This window comes from Idiomarina sp. X4, assembly GCF_002808045.1.
GTDB lineage: Bacteria > Pseudomonadota > Gammaproteobacteria > Enterobacterales > Alteromonadaceae > Idiomarina.
This window is the reverse complement of record NZ_CP025000.1, coordinates 1,956,483-1,972,691: the sequence shown is the minus strand read 5'-3', so window position 1 is coordinate 1,972,691 and position 16,209 is coordinate 1,956,483. Positions and strand designations below refer to the sequence as shown.

Here is a 16,209-nt window from a genome sequence, read left to right as displayed (position 1 = left end):
ATCTTAGTTGAGCGGCCAGGTAACGATTCTGTCCTCCAGGTCGCCACTGTATTTTCGTTCGCTGATACATTGGCCGGCAACACAATAGCCGGCTCTTTTCATCGGCTCTTTGCTACCGTTATGCTTTAACGGATGCCATCTGGGCAACGGCTGTCCTTGCGCCCTCAACCGATACGCACAAGTCGCAGGCATGAAGTAAACATCCTCAATGTTTTTTGGCGTTAACGTCACACAGGCGGGCACACGCTGACTCCGGTTTGCATAATCGGTACAGCGTGCTGTTTCGGTATCGAGCAACTGACAAGCAACGTCCGTAGAGTAAAGGTTGTCTTCCTCATCAAGCAGTTGGTTGACGCAACACTGGCCGCAACCATCACAGAGAGCCTCCCACTCGGATGCGGTCAGCTCCTGCAGCGGCTTTTCGTACCAAGTCATTAAACTGCCCATATGCAGCTTCGATGACTACCGAGGAAAGCGGATGCGATCGGACAAGTATCCCACCGCAGCCACAAAGTAATGCGAGCGATTCCAACGCATTAACGCATCGTAATTCGCGTAAGCCAGGTACACTCGCCCTTCTTTGTCATCCGGAATGACCACAGACGCTTTAATATCGTCCCTCTGCGGAAGCTTTGAGCCGTCATATCGGGTCACGCCTAAGTCACCCCATTCGCTTAGCTTTTTCTTCGTGTCCAGTCCCGACAGAGAAGTATCAAACCCTTCTGGCAGTTGCACCTGGCGGCCCCAGGTAACATCGTCGCGCCAGCCCACCGAGCTCAAATAGTTAGCGGCAGAAGCAAACACATCCGGATAGCTTCCCCAAATGTCTTTACGCCCATCACCGTCATAATCGACCGCATAATTCATAAACGAGCTTGGCATAAACTGAGTCTGCCCCATGGCGCCTGCCCAGGAGCCCTGCATTTTTTCCGGGGCAATGTGTCCATCCTGGATAATCGTTAACGCGTGCCATAATTGTTTTTTGAAAAATGCTTCACGCCGTCCGTCAAACGCCAGCGTCGTCAATGCCGACACAACATCGAAACCACCTGTATATGAACCAAAATTTGTTTCAATCCCCCACAACGCAACAATAAAGCGAGGCTGGACACCGTATTCTTTGCCTACTTTTTCAAGCAGCTCTTTATGCTCTTCATACTTTTCTTGCGCCTTTTTGGCTTTCCACTCTGGAACCGCTCTTGGCAGGTAAGTATCCAACGTCAATTTAAATTCTGGCTGGTTTTTATCAAGCTCTACCGCACGTTGATAATACTTCACATTAGCAAACGCTTTTTCCAGGGTCTCGTCGCTATAGTCATTGCTTCGAGCTTCGTCTTTCAATGCTTCCACGTAGTCAGAAAACTTCTTCTCGACATTCTCATCCTGCGCAGAGACACTCATGCTGACCAAGGCCAAAACTCCAATTAATGCACGGCTAACTAATTTTTTTAACATGAAATATCCTCTTGCTTAGGTGGAAGCTGCAGATAAAAACCATCGTTATCAAGTCGTTCAGTTAACTCTTTGACGCTCAAGCGCGCCAGTTGTTCACGAGTGGTTAAATTTATGGTCAATATTTTTTCAGCTTTACCGAAGCTTTGCACAAGCGCATCCGGTAATTCACTAAAATCTTCGCCATGAGGAAGGTAAATATAGGTATCCGCTTTGCGGGAACTGCGATACACATCGCACAACATAAGTGTCTCCGACGCTATGACGTTACAATAGCTCTTAATTCTGCCCCAATTGCTGCATTTCGCCAACCCGTCAGTAAGTCTGGTTGCGGCAGACGTTCCTGTTGCTGCGGCGAGTACTGCCAGAAAAAATTAATCAGGTCATTTATTTGTTTTCGTGATGCCACTAATGATACAGGCACATCAAGTGACTCAGCGAGCTCGGTGACTTTTTGCTTTATCGCTTTAAACGTCTCCTTGTAGCCCGGCATATCGTCCAACCGGCTTAAGGGCTTCAGCGATTTAGAAGTCGCCTGCTCTTCGGCTTTTCTAATGACTGTAATCATTTCATTGCCGGAATACTTTTTTGATAACGGCGGTAAGTCACGAATGTGATTTAGATCGCTTTGTGATTTGGGTTTGCGTCTGGCCAGTTCTAACAATGCGCCGTCTTTAGCGATAAAGCCTAATGGAATGTTTTTCTTTCTAGCCTTGTTGAACCGCCAACTGGCCAACTTTTGTAAAACCGCTAACTGCTCACCATTGAGTTGCCAGGCATTACCCACTTGCAAATATAAGAGATCGTCAGGAATGCGAGTCGTTCGCTTACGAACTTGAAGTACCGATTCTTCGTAGACGATATCCAAACAGCCCTTTTCTTCGCAAAGTGCTTTCAAATAAGGATACATAACAGCCAGATAGCTGGCATCAGCGGCAGCGTAATCCAGTTGTTCAGGGCTTAAAGGCCGTTTTAACCAGTTTGTGCGGGAGAGGCTTTTGTCGAGCTCCACATTATCAAATAGATCGCTGACTAAGCGAGCATAGCCCATGGACTCACCAATACCACAAAACCCGGCAGCTATTTGGCTATCAAACACACGGCTTGGTTGAGCACCGCCACTTTCATAGAAAAACAGCTCAATGTCTTCCCCACCGGCGTGCAGAACGGTTTCAATGCTATCCGAAGAAATAAGCGACCATACTGGCTCTAAATTAATATCAGCCAACGGATCCACGATAACCGTGTCACCGCCAGCATGCATCTGTAACAGTCCAAGATTCGCGTAAAAAGTCCGTTCTCGCACAAACTCAGAGTCGATTGCAAACCAACCCGCCTGACGAGCTTTAGAGCAGAAATCGGCTAATTCATCGGTAGAAGAGATGAGCCGGTACTGACGCACCGACTCCGGAAGTTCAAGCTGCGTCAAGAGTTTTCCTCATCACGTAGCTCTTTGCGCAAGATTTTGCCAACATTCGATTTCGGTAGCTCGTCACGAAACTCGACTAGCTTGGGCACTTTATAGGCAGTCATATTCTCGCGCGAGAAGTCGATAACTTCTCTTTCTGTTAACGACTTATCTTTTGCCACAATAAACACTTTAACGACTTCGCCTGACGACTCGTGTGGTACGCCAATAGCTGCAGACTCAAGTACTTTCGGATGATCTGCCAACACGTCTTCAATTTCATTCGGATAGACGTTAAAGCCAGACACCAAAATCATATCTTTCTTACGGTCGACAATTTTAAAATAACCCCGTTCATCAACCGTTGCCATATCACCTGTTGCAAACCAGCCATCTTTGATGGACTCAGCCGTATCTTCAGGGCGGTTCAAATAGCCCACCATAACCTGAGGGCCTTTAACTTCAAGTTCACCAGGCTCACCCATAGGCACTTCTTCGCGCGTTTCGGGATCAACGATACGAACATCGGTACTAGGAACCGGTAAGCCGATACTGCCCGTGTAGTGCTCAATATCATAAGGGTTAACCGTGACAACCGGCGCACATTCTGTAAGACCATAACCTTCCAGAAGGCGTGATTTAGTCACCCGTTCCCATTCTTCCGCAACGGCTTTTTGTACCGCCATACCGCCGCCAAGCGCCACTTTCAGATTAGAGAAGTTAACATCTTTAAAGCCTTTCGTGTTTAGCAGACCATTAAATAATGTGTTAACCCCTGAGATCATTGAAAACGGATACTTATTCAACTCTTTCACAAAATTTGGCATGTCGCGCGGATTAGTAATTAGCACGTTTTTACCGCCGTGCTTAATGAAGGTCAGGCAGTTCGCCGTTAATGCGAAAATATGGTACAGAGGTAGCGCAGTAATAATCACTTCCTCACCATCGCTCATAATTGGCGTGATGCATGCGGAAACCTGCTCTAAGTTCGCAACCATATTGCGATGAGACAACATAGCACCTTTAGCGACCCCGGTGGTTCCACCGGTGTACTGTAAAAACGCAATGTCGTCACCCGTCACTTCAGGACGCTGATATTCTGTCTGGGCACCTTTTGCCATTGCCTGATTCAGGCTAATGGTATTTTTGAGGTTGTGATACGGCACCATTCGTTTAATGTGCTTAACCACAAAGTTGACGATAAACCGCTTAGGGAACGGCAGTTGATCACCAATTTGAGTGGTCACAACCACGTCAAGCGGTGCCTCATCTTTTATTTTAGCGTAGGTGTGCGCAAAGTTTTCTAAAATAACCAGCGCTTTTGCCTGAGAGTCAGTCAGCTGATGCTTTAATTCGCGTGGCGTGTATAAAGGGTTTACGTTCACCACCGACATGCCGGCGCGCAAAATACCGAATAAAGCAACAGGGTACTGCAACAGGTTTGGCATCATTACCGCAACCGCATCGCCTTTTTTCAAACCCTGACTTTGCAAGTAGGCGGCGAATTCGCGAGATTTTAGTCCCAATTCTTTGAAACTCATCTCTGAGTCCATATTTACGAATGCGGTTTTCTCGCCGTACTTCTCGATGGACTGTTCGAGAATATCAACCAGCGAAGAAAAATGATCCGGGTCAATAGTTTCCGGAACACCCGCTGGGTAGTTTTTCAGCCAAATCTTTTCCATAAAAGGCTCTGCCTCTCACTCTTAAATTTTATTTTGTTAACACTTTATCTTCGCATATCCGACCAGTTAATCCTAGTCATACAGCGCTGCTAACCGCTTGATTTTAGCAACTCAGCTATTTTTTCGGGCTGTTCCATGTGAACATGATGCCCACCATTCAGTGTTATTAAGCTTAGATCAGCAACGTGATGCTGCCACCTTTCGATAGCTCGAGACAGGTTTTCATGACCGTTATCTCCTCTTACAACGGTCACCGGCATGTTTAAGCCCTGAAGAAGTTCATCGACCGCCGTTGAGTGCAAGCGGTACGGTGAAACAGACTTAACTCGTGGGTCTGCGCGCCAAGAAAAAGAACGTTCTGATGCTTTATTCAGACCTCTATCAACCAATAGCTCCACCAGCTCTCTGGAAAAGTCGGCTTGTGAGGCACGTGCATCAATCGCTGTTTCTATCTCCGTATAACCGCGCCAGCGACCACTTCGCTTTTTATAACGACTGGCAAAGCCTTTTATTAATTGGTCGCGGGCGTTCGTTTCATCAGAAACCAATAAGCCGAAGGCTTCGACCAATATCAGTTTGTCGACTTTTTCAGGGCAAAGAGACGACACCACATTACTGACAAAGCCCCCCATCGAGTGCCCTAATAAGGTGACAGGGTTGCCAATATGATGAGTAAGAATTTGCCAGAGGTCGTAGGCGTAATCGATAAAGTGATAGTGGGTTCCGAGCGGGCGGTGATCACTGTGCCCGTGCCCTGCCCAGTCAAGTGCAACCAAACCGGCGTCATCATCATTCCAGTGTTCAGCTACAGGCAGGAAGCTGTGACAATTATCGAGCCAGCCATGGGTCGCAATGGTATTTATGTTTTTCGGGTCGCCCCAGCATAAGCCCCGAACAACGCCCCACTCTAATTCATAGCTGACTGATGTCGCTTGCGCAGCCGTTGTCCGGAAACTCATTAAAATCAGTTACGTTCTTTTGCCGGTGTACCTGAATTGTCCTCTACTCGCACACGCACGGGTACCGGATAGCGGTAGGGATAGTACGGTGAATAGAAGTTATGGCGGAACCACAGCGGTGAGTAGTCAATTTCTACGTGGTTCTTTTGTGCTTTAGGCTTCCACAAATAGTGGTTATCCGCTTCGAGAACCGGATAAATGTATGTGTACTCATCAATTTTGCCCTGCTGAGTTTCACCAATCGTACCAACGAAGCTTATCGCACGACCTTTTTTATAGACTTCAGGGTCAATAAAACCATCAATAACCGCTAAGAAACGGCCATCACTGTCGTCACTCACTTCGGGCCGTCCCCAACGTTGCAGCGGGAAGCTCACTACTTCAAATACCGTTTTATCTTCTGTATTGCGAACGTCAGCAATAACTCCACCCCAGCGGGCCGGTTGACCAACCACTTTATCCTGCTGAGCTTTTGCCTGCTTGTAAGCGACCAGCGCATCTTCATTGCTGGTTTCCAGCTCTGTCGGAACAGACGCACAGCCAGCTAAACCTATAGCGAACAACAAACATGTCAGTAATCTCATAACAGACCTCTCTTTAGGCATAAACGTCGACACCAAACATTGACGCAACTTCTTCACGTTTTTCATTCAAAGCTACCGTTTGATAAGCACTTAACGCCTTTTGTGAGCGTTGAGGTGGTTCGTCATACATGGTGTTTAATGACTGCCAACGCTCTGCCTGACGGCGGCTTTGCTTCGCATCAGGAACGACCTGCGGTAACTCCACAGCATTAGACACGGCGGCATTTTTCTGCTGCTCGTTGTCACGCTGCACCGTCTGTTGCGATGCCTGCTGTTGGTTACTTAACGGCTGTACCGTTTGCGGATTTATCTGCACGTCAATATTGGCTCATCTGTTATGTAAGACAGGATCTATTATGGCGAGTTCCTGAGCGTTCAGCAAGTTAACGCCCCGGTAACTTTTTCCAGGTCACTTCATTACGCACATAGAGTGGCTCAAGCTGTTCGGCCTGAACCGGGTCAACACCAGCACCATTCACTACTGTCAGCATATCCTCCGCCAACGGTAGCCGGCTATTATCGCAGTGTTGTAGCTCATGATTTTCATCAAGAATATCGGCGTAGACGTCCCAGCCTGTACCAGCAGTACCCCAGCCCTTCAAGCATCCTGTATCAATAATGTTCGTGTCTGGTTTTGCTACAGCCGGCTCTGACTGAGCCACAGCAACCCCGTTCTCATTGGCATACAGAGCGTAATACACCTCTCCCATACGTGCATCGATACAAGCCACCACACCAGCAACATCGTTTTTACGGATGGCTTGCTGTGCAAGTGCCTGCAAACTGCACACGGGGTAAACGGGTAAGTCAGCACTAAATGCGAGCCCCTGTGCCATAGACACGCCAATACGCACGCCTGTAAAGCTACCTGGGCCAGCACCAACCACAAGCCCGTCCAACTCGGCTAAAGACACGCCGGCACTGTCGAGCACCTCTTCCACAAAAGGCAACAGCTTTTGTGAGTGCTCCCGGGGGCTTTCAATATCACGGGTTGTCAACTTGCCATCATGAACAAGCGCGACAGAACAATTTTCAGTTGATGTATCTATAGCTAATAACGACTTCATACATTTTGCTCTTCTGTAGAACTTTTATGCGCCAAAAATTCAAGCGCGGTATCTAAGCTACGGGTGCGACTCATAGCCGGTAGGCTGGCCAAAAACTGCTTACCATACTGACGTGTTACCAGCCGATTATCGCAAACCACCAGAATACCCGAGTCGTACTTATCCCGAATAAGCCGCCCTGCGCCCTGCTTTAAGGCAATAACGGCTTGCGGAAGCTGGATAGTGCCAAAGGCATCCACACCTCGTAGGCGTGCGTCTTCCACCCGCGCATTCAATAACGGATCATCCGGCGATGCAAACGGCAGCTTATCAATAATCACACAACGCAGCGCATTACCTCTGACATCCACACCTTCCCAGAACGACGAGGTGCCTAACAGTACAGCGTTGCCGGCTTTGGTGAAGCGTTCTAACAACTCACCTTTATTTGACTCGCCCTGCACCAAGATTTCATTGTCGACGTGCTCTCTTAGAATTCCTGCCATTTGTTGCAGCATTCGATGGCTGGTAAATAATAAAAAGGTTCCGCCTTCATTGTGTCTTATGCATTGCGTCGCAATGTCCGTCAGCATTTCGTGGCGATTGCGATCATTGGCGTCCGGTAAGTAACGAGGCAGGCATAAGGTTGCCTGCTTTTTAAAGTCAAATGGGCTTTCAAGGACCAGGGTGTCGGCTTCTTCAATACCCAGTCGACGTGTAAAAAACTCAAAGTTGCCATTAACGGCTAATGTCGCCGAGGTGAACACCCAACTCATACTATTGCGCTTAATATAGCCACCGAAGGTTTTAGCCACACTTAATGGCGTTTGATGCAAGCTGATTTGCCTTGGCGTGGTTTCAAACCAAAAGCTGTAACCGGTGCGTTCAACGTCCATTAACTGGCGCCAAATGACCCTGTAATCCTCTGCCCGTTCTAATAAATTGTCGAGATCTTTGTTTCGACCCTGCGCCGTTTTTAGCACATCAATAAGCAGGGTTAAACGTTCGTCGAGACGATCCGTCACTTCGACAATGTCTTCTTTATTGCGCCATTCGCGCCAGTTGCCGCGCATCGGATCATGAGGAAACAACAACCGAAAGTCGCGCAGTGATTGCAGCAACGTTCGCGCCATAGCACTGGCCTGTGACAAGTCTTTCAACTCCGTCAGGCACAAGCGCTGAATTTCCTCACACATTTCACTCAATTGACGCGTCGACACCGTTTCACCAAAGTACTGACTAGCAATATCGGGTATTTGGTGGGCCTCATCAAATACCACGGTATCTACAGCAGGAATGAGCTCGCCAAACCCCGTATCCTTTAACGCCATGTCCGCAAAAAACAAGTGATGATTCACCACCACAACATCAGCTTCTAAAGCTTGCTTCCGCGCTTGTACTAAATGGCAGTCATCATAAACCGGGCAGTCACGCCCCAGGCAGTTATCCTGAGTACTGGTTACCTGAGGTAAAACCGCCGCCCCTTCCGGAAGCACATTCAGCTCACCCATATCACCGCTGCGAGTTGTCGTTGACCAACGCGTCACTGTAATGAGCTGGTCCTGAATCTCTTTAGGGAGCTGTCCGGCCTGCTGCTTCGCTTGTTCCAGGCGATGCAAACAGAGGTAATTCGAGCGCCCTTTCAGCAAGGCCACCACTTTTTGCGGCGCCAGCTTTTTTCGTAATACGGGTAAGTCCCGGTGAAACAGCTGTTCTTGCAGGTTTTTCGTGCCGGTAGAGACAATAGCCTTACCTTTGGAAAGCAGAATGGGTGCAAGGTAAGCAAAGGTTTTGCCGGTGCCGGTCTCAGCCTCAACCACGAGTTGGCTTTTCTTTTTCAGCGTTTTTTCAATGGCTTGTGCCATTGTCGTTTGCGACGGTCGAGGCTGAAAGTTGTCTATAGTTGACGCCAGCTCACCATCGGGCTGAAAAATGGAAGAAACGGTTGGCATAGTTCGCGCTAGTTAATGATAATTAGCGCGCATTATGACATAGAAAAAGAGTCAGGCGTAGGTGTCTATATGACCAGAATTGCTATCCAGACTGTCTTCTGTTGACTCTTCCTGAGTCACCTCGGGTTCAGACTGTTGCTGTTCAGAAGATTGCTGTTGCCGTTGTTTCTCACGGTCAGGATCGTTATCAATAGTGGTGCTTTCCTCATCGCTAATCGCTTGAAGCTCTTTGGTTTTCTCAATTTGATTAACTCTCATTTGATCCTGAGAGTGGTCAACCGGTACCCGGGTATCCTTTGGTATTAATGGCACCATTGCATCAAAGTTAGCCATGAGTTTGCTCCGCTGTATCCTTGCTTTTTGTCACCGACGTTACCGTCTTGATTATACAACCACTGGTTAAATATTAACCTAATATCGACCCGTAAAGGAATAAATTTACGCTTGCATTACAAAATCAACCTGTTAAGGTATTATACAACTTTGCGAAATACAGCGTATATCATTGGAGTCAATAAAATGAAATTCGTTCATCATCATCACGCACATCATTGGATTTTAAGGGCTAGCTGAGAGCGAACTTCTGGCTAGCCGCATAAGCGCTAGCCTTTCGATTGACTATACAACCTCCGAAAGGCAACTTTCGGAGGTTTTTTAATTTTTAGGAGTAATTATGACTAACCGTTTAACGATAGCGATACAAAAATCTGGTCGTCTGAGTAAAGAGTCAATGGCGTTATTAAATGCCTGCGGTGTTAAGTTTAGCATTAATGAAGCCCGCCTCATTGCCCACAGCACCAGTCATCCTATCGATTTACTCCGGGTGCGTGACGATGACATTCCCGGCTTAGTCATGGACGGTGTTGTCGACTTAGGTCTGGTAGGCGAAAACGTGCTGGAAGAAGCGCGACTTGAACGCATAGCCAGTGATACAACAGCCGTGTTTCAACCACTCAGAGCGCTGGAATTCGGTCAGTGTCGTTTGTCAATTGCGGTACCGCGTGAGCTCTCTTACCAGTCACAAGCTGACTTAGACGGAATGCGAATTGCCACAACCTATCCGCAACTATTGAAGCGTTACCTTAAGGACAATGGCATTAATGCCCGCGTTGTCATGCTGACGGGCTCCGTCGAAGTAGCCCCGAGAGCAGGCTTGGCTGATGCGATTTGTGACCTGGTATCAACAGGGGCAACACTGGAAGCTAACGGTTTGGTCGAGAAGGAAGTCATATTCCGCTCGCAGGCACAGCTCATTCAAAACTCAGAAAGCCTGTCTGATGAAAAGCAGGCGATGATTGACCAACTACTGCCGCGCATCGATGGTGTACAAATGGCGAAAGAAAGCAAATACATTATGCTCCACGCGCCCAAAGACAAGCTCGAAGAAGTGGTTGAACTGCTGCCGGGCGCAGAAACCCCGACTATTTTGCCGCTTAGTCACACTGACAAACAAGTAGCGGTGCACATGGTCAGTACAGAAAAGCTGTTCTGGGAAACCATGGAAGATTTAAAGGCGAAAGGTTGCAGCTCTATTCTTGTTCTGCCAATTGAAAAAATGATGGGGTAACTATGCAAGACTTAAACATCAAGGTTGAGCGGTGGGCAGACTTGTCTGCCGACGAAAAGGAACAGCGGCTTTCGCGTCCCCGTCAGGCAACGGCGACAAACACGCAACAAACGGTTCAAAAAATTATTGCCGATATTCGTGACAACGGTGACAGTGCACTGCTGAATTACACTCGGCAGTTTGACTATTCTGAGGCGACCTCTCTGCGTGTACCGAAACAGCGTATAGAGCAAGCCGTTAAGCGTCTAGACAAAAAGGTGGCAGAGGCGATTGATACAGCTTACGGAACTATTCGTCGTTTTCACCAGGCACAAGTACCTGAAAACCTTGCTGTTGAAACCATAAGTGGTGTTCAGTGTGAACTTCGCTATGCGCCATTAGATGCCGTTGGGCTTTATATTCCTGGTGGTAGCGCGACGTTGCCATCTACTGCACTCATGCTCGGCGTGCCCGCTCAGCTAGCCGACTGTCAACGCGTTGTGCTAGTCAGTCCGCCGGACAAAAGCGGTGACTTACCGGATGCGCTGTTGTACGCCGCAAACCAGTGCGGTATTACCGAAATATACACCTGCGGCGGCGCTCAAGCAGTTGCCGCCCTGGCTTATGGTACAGAGTCCATTGCCCCGGTCGATAAAGTATTTGGTCCGGGCAACAGTTTTGTCACCGAAGCTAAGCAACAGGTGAGCAATGACGCCAGTGGCTGTGCTATCGACTTACCCGCCGGTCCTTCTGAATTACTGGTTATTGGTGATGACACTGCTAACCCGGCCTATATTGCGGCCGACTTGTTGTCTCAGGCCGAGCACGGCCCCGACTCACAAGTTATTCTGGTCACACCGTCAAGCACACTGGCAGACAGAGTGAAGCAAGCAGTCATTGAGCAGTGTCAGCAGTTACAACGTGCGGATATTGCAGCCCAGGCGTTAGCCGAAAGCCGTTTACTGGTTGTCGAGACGATTGATGATGCAGTAGCTATTAGTGAGCACTATGCGCCAGAGCACTTATCCATACAAACGAATAATGCCCGCTCATTGCTACCCAAATTGACCCGTGCAGGCTCTGTTTTTGTGGGTCACTATACACCGGAATCTGGTGGTGATTACGCGACAGGCACTAACCACGTATTACCGACCTACGGTTACGCGCGCAATTACAGTAGTTTGGGACTATTGGACTTTTATCGCCGTTATACCGTACAGGAATTGTCCTACGAAGGCTTAGCCACTTTGTCAGAGGCGATTACAACCCTGGCGAGTGTTGAGGGGCTCGATGCACACGCTAAAGCTGTCACCATTCGCATGGAGAACCAATAATGTCATTAGCGGAACAATCTCAGCGCCGGCACCTAAAAGCACTGACGCCTTATGCGTCGGCTAGACGCAGTATGAGCGGTGGCAATGTATGGCTGAACGCCAATGAGTCACCGTTTGATAACGGTTACGGCTTTGACGACGGCGCTCTGAACCGGTATCCACAGTTTCAGTCAGAGACGCTTAATACAGCTTATGCCGACTATGCTGGTGTACAACCGAACCAGGTGCTAAGTACTCGCGGCTCTGATGAGGGTATCGAATTGTTGATTCGGGCGTTTTGCGAGCCGGGACAGGACAATATTCTCATTTGTCCACCTACTTACGGTATGTATGCGATTTCGGCTAAAACCTACGCCGTCAATACTGTTGAGGTTCCGCTTATTGATTGCGGACAAAGAAAGGGGCAACTCAACGTTGAAGAAGTGATAAAGCAGGCTCAAAACTGTAAGGTCGCTTTTCTGTGTTCGCCTTCAAACCCGCTGGGTAATTGGCTAAATGCAACAGACATTCAGCAAGTGCTTGAAGCATGCCCCAGCACCGTTATTGTGGTTGACGAAGCCTATATCGAATTCTGTTATGACGACAGCAAAGCATCGTGGCTAACGACCTACCCTAACCTTGTGGTATTGAGGACATTATCAAAAGCCTTTGCGCTTGCTGGTATTCGTTGCGGCTTTTTATTAGCGACTAACGACATTATTGAGCTAATGAAAAAGATATTGGCGCCCTATCCGCTGCCGGAGCCTACCATTAACATAGCAACGCAGGCACTAAACCCGGGCAATATTGAGCGTATGCAGCAGCAGGTCGATACACTTATCGGCGAGCGCGAGCGGCTGATCGGGTTACTCAGTGACTTACCACTAACACTAGAGTTTGAAAGCGTAACGAATTTTTTACTGTATCGTTGTGATACCACCCAAACCAATGCGGCCGACATCGTCAGTACACTGCAACAACAAGGTGTGTTGATTCGTGACCAGTCTAAACAACTCGGGTTAGACGGTTGTATTAGAATAACGGTAGGTAGCCGCGAAGAAAACGACGAGTTGGCACAACGACTGAAAGGGTATTTTTCATGACACAGCAATCCATACTTTTTATTGATCGCGACGGCACCTTGGTTGAAGAGCCGCCCGTCGATAAGCAGCTCGACAGTGTCGACAAGCTAGTTTTTGAGCCGGGTGTAATACCCGCACTTTTGAAGCTGCAAAATGCGGGATATCGGTTGGTGATAGTATCCAACCAAGACGGGCTGGGTACCGAGAGTTTCCCGACGGATACCTTTGAAGCTCCGCACAATTTAATGATGTCGGTATTTGAGTCGCAAGGGGTCCGTTTTGATGACGTATTAATTTGCCCACACTTTGATGAAGACAATTGCGCATGTCGTAAGCCTAAGCTGGGGCTTGTGCAACCTTATCTAACGGAAGGCAAAGTCGACTTTGCTAACTCTTTCGTTATTGGCGACAGAGAAACTGACTTACAACTGGCGCAAGGCATGGGCATTCGCGGACTTCGTTATAACCGGGAAGAATACAGTTGGGACGACATTGTTCACGAAATTGTTGATCGCCCGAGAACAGCAACCGTGTCTCGTAAAACGCATGAAACCGACATTAACATCGCCATCGACTTAGATAGCTCAGCGCGTGGCACATTCAGTACCGGCATTGGCTTTTTTGACCACATGCTGGAACAAATTGCCACACACGCGGGCATTTATATGAGCGCCGTCGTGAAAGGTGACTTACACATTGATGATCACCACACCATTGAGGATACAGCTTTAGCACTGGGGCAGGCCTTGCGTTCCGCGCTTGGCGACAAACGCGGTATTGGTCGCTTTGGCTTCGCGCTGCCGATGGACGAATGTAAAGCCGAGTGCCTGATTGACTTATCCGGCCGTCCTTACCTGAAGTGGCAAGCAGATTTTAGTCGTGACAAAGTCGGCGAATTATCGACAGAAATGGTCGAACATTTCTTCCGCTCGTTGACCGATGCTATGGCCATTAGCCTGCACCTCTCAACAACCGAAGGCAACAGTCACCACCAAGTAGAAAGCCTGTTTAAAGTCTTTGGTCGAGCGTTACGCCAGGCGGTTGCCAAAACCGGCGACCAGCAACTGCCATCAAGTAAAGGTATGCTGGCATGAAGGTTGTCATTGTTGATACTGAGTGCGCGAACTTAACCTCAGTTCGCTTTGCTATAGAACGGTTGGGATACTCATGCACAGTGACAGACGACGTAAACGCGATTCGCGTCGCTGATCGTGTCATTTTGCCGGGCGTGGGAACCGCTGCAGCGGCGATGCGTAATCTGCGAAGAAAGCAATTGGTTGACGTGCTGAAGTCACTTGAACAACCGGTTTTAGGTATCTGTTTGGGTATGCAGCTGATGACCTCTCATTCTGAAGAGGGGGATGTCGAGTGCCTGGGGCTAATTCCGTCACTAACTAAACGGCTAGAAGTTGGTGACCTACCGTTGCCACACATGGGCTGGAATACGTCGATGCCAACCAATAATAATCCGCTGCTGAAGGCTGCCGAACAATACTGTTACTTTGTTCACAGCTATGCGGTCGCCGTAGACGAATACACCATTGCCGAGGCCGAGTACGGTCAACGCTTTGCATCAATGATTCGCCATAACAACTACTTCGGCGCACAATTTCACCCAGAGCGCTCAGGCAAAGTGGGTGAATCTATTTTACGTGAGTTCCTGGAGGCTAAGCTTTGCTAATACCTGCGTTAGACTTAATTGATGGTGCCGTTGTACGGCTGTACCAAGGCGACTTTGCTCAAAAAACCGAATATCAGTTTTCACCTGTCGAGCAGGCGAAGAGCTATGCTATAGCCGGAGCCGAATGGCTGCACTTGGTGGACTTAGACGGCGCCAAAGATCCTCAACACCGTCAAACCAAACTACTCGAAAAACTGATTAAAGAGTCCGGTATGAAATGCCAGGTCGGTGGCGGTATTCGCACCACGGAAGACATCGACGCGCTACTTGCGGTTGGCGTTAAGCGAGTGGTTATTGGGTCGACGGCTGTTAGCTCACCCGAGAAGGTGCTCGAGTGGTTTAAAACCTACGGTCCGGAAAAAATCGTACTGGCGCTGGATGTGAACATTCAACCCAACGGCCAAGCGTTAGTTGCAACGCACGGCTGGCAAGAGTCTTCAGGTAAGGCTTTGGAAGATGTTTTAGACCAATACCTTGAAGTAGGCTGCCAGCACGTATTATGCACCGACATTAGCAAGGACGGAACACTCAGCGGGAGCAACGTCGAACTGTATCAAAAATACAAAAGCAAATACCCCAGCGTACAGTGGCAAGCATCGGGTGGCGTGAGCAGTTTAGACGATATAAAAGCTTTAAAAGCGATTAACTGCGACTCAGTGATTCTGGGTAAATCGCTGTTAACCAATCAATTTACTTTGGAGGATGCACTGGCATGTTGGCAAAGCGAGTAATTCCTTGTTTGGACGTTCGCGACGGTCAGGTCGTTAAGGGCGTTAAATTTCGTAACCACGAAGTCATTGGTGATATTATTCCGTTGGCCCGCCATTACGCCGAAAGCGGCGCCGACGAGTTGGTTTTCTACGATATAACTGCCTCGTCCGATGGTCGTACGGTGGATAAATCGTGGGTAGAACGGGTTGCCAAACAAATTAATATCCCGTTTACAGTCGCCGGCGGTATTCGCTCAGTAGCGCAGGCTCAAGAGTTACTGTCAAAAGGCGCAGATAAGCTGTCGATTAACTCCCCTGCGTTACTGGATCCGTCATTGATCGACACGTTGGTGGCAGAGTTCGGTCAACAGTGCATTGTTATCGGTATTGATAGTTTCTTCAATGAAGAGACCGATACCTATGAGGTGCACCAATTTACCGGCGATGAAAAGAAGTCACGCAAGTCGGCATGGCAAACCAAGGACTGGTTGCAGGAAGTGATTAAACGGGGTGCCGGCGAAATTGTCTTGAACTGCATGAATCAAGATGGCGTTCGCAAAGGGTACGATATTGAGCAACTGACCGCTTTACGTGACTACTGTTCGGTGCCCATAATTGCCTCTGGTGGCGCTGGTGAAATACAGCACTTTGTCGATGTCTTTAATAACGCCAAAGTTGATGGAGCATTAGCAGCTTCCGTCTTTCATAAGAACGTATTTTCAATTGCTGATGTGAAAAGCGCGATGCACAACAATGGCATTGTCGTGCGTCCTATTGAATCTTAAGGAGTG

Annotated in this window: 18 protein-coding genes; 7 read left to right on the top strand and 11 right to left on the bottom strand. The window is 48.4% G+C overall.

The features are described from left to right. Window positions 1–3: 3 nt before the first annotated feature. The 11 genes from CWC33_RS09495 to CWC33_RS09445 all read right to left on the bottom strand — a co-directional run bounded on the left by CWC33_RS09495 (window position 4) and on the right by CWC33_RS09445 (window position 9,419). A complete protein-coding gene (locus tag CWC33_RS09495; RefSeq protein ID WP_100692320.1) occupies window positions 4–435 on the bottom strand; it encodes a YcgN family cysteine cluster protein in 432 nt (143 codons plus the stop codon). 27 nt (window positions 436–462) lie between these two features. After that, the gene (locus CWC33_RS09490; RefSeq protein ID WP_100691724.1) at window positions 463–1,455 is read right to left on the bottom strand and encodes a lytic murein transglycosylase; all 993 of its coding nucleotides are present in this window, start codon (window positions 1,453–1,455) and stop codon (window positions 463–465) included. Further along, window positions 1,449–1,697, bottom strand: coding sequence for a YcgL domain-containing protein (locus CWC33_RS09485; protein WP_088767767.1), 249 nt, complete (start codon window positions 1,695–1,697; stop codon window positions 1,449–1,451). The genes CWC33_RS09490 and CWC33_RS09485 overlap by 7 nt, the downstream gene beginning before the upstream one ends. Before the next feature lie 14 nt (window positions 1,698–1,711). Beyond that, the gene (gene rnd / locus CWC33_RS09480; protein ID WP_100691723.1) at window positions 1,712–2,881 is read right to left on the bottom strand and encodes a ribonuclease D; all 1,170 of its coding nucleotides are present in this window, start codon (window positions 2,879–2,881) and stop codon (window positions 1,712–1,714) included. Then, window positions 2,878–4,545 (bottom strand): long-chain-fatty-acid--CoA ligase FadD, encoded by a 1,668-nt coding sequence (gene fadD, locus CWC33_RS09475; protein ID WP_100691722.1) that lies wholly within the window; start codon window positions 4,543–4,545, stop codon window positions 2,878–2,880. The genes rnd and fadD overlap by 4 nt, the downstream gene beginning before the upstream one ends. Window positions 4,546–4,634: 89 nt before the next feature. After that, window positions 4,635–5,504, bottom strand: a complete 870-nt coding sequence (locus tag CWC33_RS09470) for an alpha/beta hydrolase (protein WP_100691721.1) — start codon at window positions 5,502–5,504, stop codon at window positions 4,635–4,637. Window positions 5,505–5,509: 5 nt separating this feature from the next. Further along, a complete protein-coding gene (locus CWC33_RS09465) occupies window positions 5,510–6,088 on the bottom strand; it encodes a Slp family lipoprotein (protein WP_058578754.1) in 579 nt (192 codons plus the stop codon). 13 nt (window positions 6,089–6,101) lie between these two features. Beyond that, window positions 6,102–6,404, bottom strand: a complete 303-nt coding sequence (locus CWC33_RS09460; RefSeq protein WP_100691720.1) for a hypothetical protein — start codon at window positions 6,402–6,404, stop codon at window positions 6,102–6,104. 67 nt (window positions 6,405–6,471) lie between these two features. Continuing rightward, window positions 6,472–7,155 carry a tRNA (adenosine(37)-N6)-threonylcarbamoyltransferase complex dimerization subunit type 1 TsaB gene (tsaB, locus tag CWC33_RS09455; protein WP_100691719.1) on the bottom strand — a complete coding sequence of 228 codons (684 nt, stop codon included), beginning with the start codon at window positions 7,153–7,155 and terminating at the stop codon, window positions 6,472–6,474. Beyond that, window positions 7,152–9,086 carry an ATP-dependent DNA helicase gene (locus CWC33_RS09450; RefSeq protein WP_100691718.1) on the bottom strand — a complete coding sequence of 645 codons (1,935 nt, stop codon included), beginning with the start codon at window positions 9,084–9,086 and terminating at the stop codon, window positions 7,152–7,154. Before CWC33_RS09450 ends, tsaB begins: the two co-directional genes overlap by 4 nt. A gap of 51 nt (window positions 9,087–9,137) precedes the next feature. Beyond that, window positions 9,138–9,419, bottom strand: coding sequence for a hypothetical protein (locus CWC33_RS09445; protein ID WP_100691717.1), 282 nt, complete (start codon window positions 9,417–9,419; stop codon window positions 9,138–9,140). Window positions 9,420–9,759: 340 nt separating this feature from the next. On the opposite strand from CWC33_RS09445, the gene hisG reads away from it, so the two are divergent. From hisG to hisF, 7 genes are read left to right on the top strand one after another with little or no spacing between them, the layout of a single operon-like run. Next, a complete protein-coding gene (gene hisG / locus CWC33_RS09440) occupies window positions 9,760–10,653 on the top strand; it encodes an ATP phosphoribosyltransferase (RefSeq protein WP_100691716.1) in 894 nt (297 codons plus the stop codon). 2 nt (window positions 10,654–10,655) lie between these two features. Next, window positions 10,656–11,966, top strand: coding sequence for a histidinol dehydrogenase (gene hisD / locus CWC33_RS09435; RefSeq protein WP_100691715.1), 1,311 nt, complete (start codon window positions 10,656–10,658; stop codon window positions 11,964–11,966). Then, window positions 11,966–13,048, top strand: a complete 1,083-nt coding sequence (gene hisC / locus CWC33_RS09430) for a histidinol-phosphate transaminase (protein ID WP_100691714.1) — start codon at window positions 11,966–11,968, stop codon at window positions 13,046–13,048. Before hisD ends, hisC begins: the two co-directional genes overlap by 1 nt. Then, complete coding sequence (hisB, locus tag CWC33_RS09425; RefSeq protein ID WP_100691713.1) at window positions 13,045–14,121, top strand: bifunctional histidinol-phosphatase/imidazoleglycerol-phosphate dehydratase HisB; 1,077 nt, start codon at window positions 13,045–13,047, stop codon at window positions 14,119–14,121. Before hisC ends, hisB begins: the two co-directional genes overlap by 4 nt. Further along, on the top strand, window positions 14,118–14,708 hold the full coding sequence (hisH, locus tag CWC33_RS09420; RefSeq protein ID WP_100691712.1) for an imidazole glycerol phosphate synthase subunit HisH: 591 nt from the start codon (window positions 14,118–14,120) through the stop codon (window positions 14,706–14,708). The genes hisB and hisH overlap by 4 nt, the downstream gene beginning before the upstream one ends. After that, the gene (gene hisA, locus CWC33_RS09415; protein ID WP_100691711.1) at window positions 14,702–15,439 is read left to right on the top strand and encodes a 1-(5-phosphoribosyl)-5-[(5-phosphoribosylamino)methylideneamino]imidazole-4-carboxamide isomerase; all 738 of its coding nucleotides are present in this window, start codon (window positions 14,702–14,704) and stop codon (window positions 15,437–15,439) included. Before hisH ends, hisA begins: the two co-directional genes overlap by 7 nt. Next, the gene (gene hisF / locus CWC33_RS09410; RefSeq protein ID WP_100691710.1) at window positions 15,421–16,203 is read left to right on the top strand and encodes an imidazole glycerol phosphate synthase subunit HisF; all 783 of its coding nucleotides are present in this window, start codon (window positions 15,421–15,423) and stop codon (window positions 16,201–16,203) included. Before hisA ends, hisF begins: the two co-directional genes overlap by 19 nt. The last annotated feature ends 6 nt before the right edge of the window (window positions 16,204–16,209 follow it).

Bases quoted from the DNA above. Each gene is read 5' to 3' on its own strand.
- CWC33_RS09465 (WP_058578754.1), bottom strand. From the start codon at position 6,088: ATGAGATTACTGACATGTTTGTTGTTCGCTATAGGTTTAGCTGGCTGT.
- tsaB (WP_100691719.1), bottom strand. From the start codon at position 7,155: ATGAAGTCGTTATTAGCTATAGATACATCAACTGAAAATTGTTCTGTC.
- hisC (WP_100691714.1), top strand. From the start codon at position 11,966: ATGTCATTAGCGGAACAATCTCAGCGCCGGCACCTAAAAGCACTGACG.
- hisG (WP_100691716.1), top strand. From the start codon at position 9,760: ATGACTAACCGTTTAACGATAGCGATACAAAAATCTGGTCGTCTGAGT.
- hisF (WP_100691710.1), top strand. From the start codon at position 15,421: ATGTTGGCAAAGCGAGTAATTCCTTGTTTGGACGTTCGCGACGGTCAG.
- CWC33_RS09490 (WP_100691724.1), bottom strand. From the start codon at position 1,455: ATGTTAAAAAAATTAGTTAGCCGTGCATTAATTGGAGTTTTGGCCTTG.
- CWC33_RS09450 (WP_100691718.1), bottom strand. From the start codon at position 9,086: ATGCCAACCGTTTCTTCCATTTTTCAGCCCGATGGTGAGCTGGCGTCA.
- hisD (WP_100691715.1), top strand. From the start codon at position 10,656: ATGCAAGACTTAAACATCAAGGTTGAGCGGTGGGCAGACTTGTCTGCC.
- fadD (WP_100691722.1), bottom strand. From the start codon at position 4,545: ATGGAAAAGATTTGGCTGAAAAACTACCCAGCGGGTGTTCCGGAAACT.
- CWC33_RS09470 (WP_100691721.1), bottom strand. From the start codon at position 5,504: ATGAGTTTCCGGACAACGGCTGCGCAAGCGACATCAGTCAGCTATGAA.
- CWC33_RS09495 (WP_100692320.1), bottom strand. From the start codon at position 435: ATGACTTGGTACGAAAAGCCGCTGCAGGAGCTGACCGCATCCGAGTGG.
- CWC33_RS09445 (WP_100691717.1), bottom strand. From the start codon at position 9,419: ATGGCTAACTTTGATGCAATGGTGCCATTAATACCAAAGGATACCCGG.
- hisH (WP_100691712.1), top strand. From the start codon at position 14,118: ATGAAGGTTGTCATTGTTGATACTGAGTGCGCGAACTTAACCTCAGTT.
- hisB (WP_100691713.1), top strand. From the start codon at position 13,045: ATGACACAGCAATCCATACTTTTTATTGATCGCGACGGCACCTTGGTT.
- CWC33_RS09485 (WP_088767767.1), bottom strand. From the start codon at position 1,697: ATGTTGTGCGATGTGTATCGCAGTTCCCGCAAAGCGGATACCTATATT.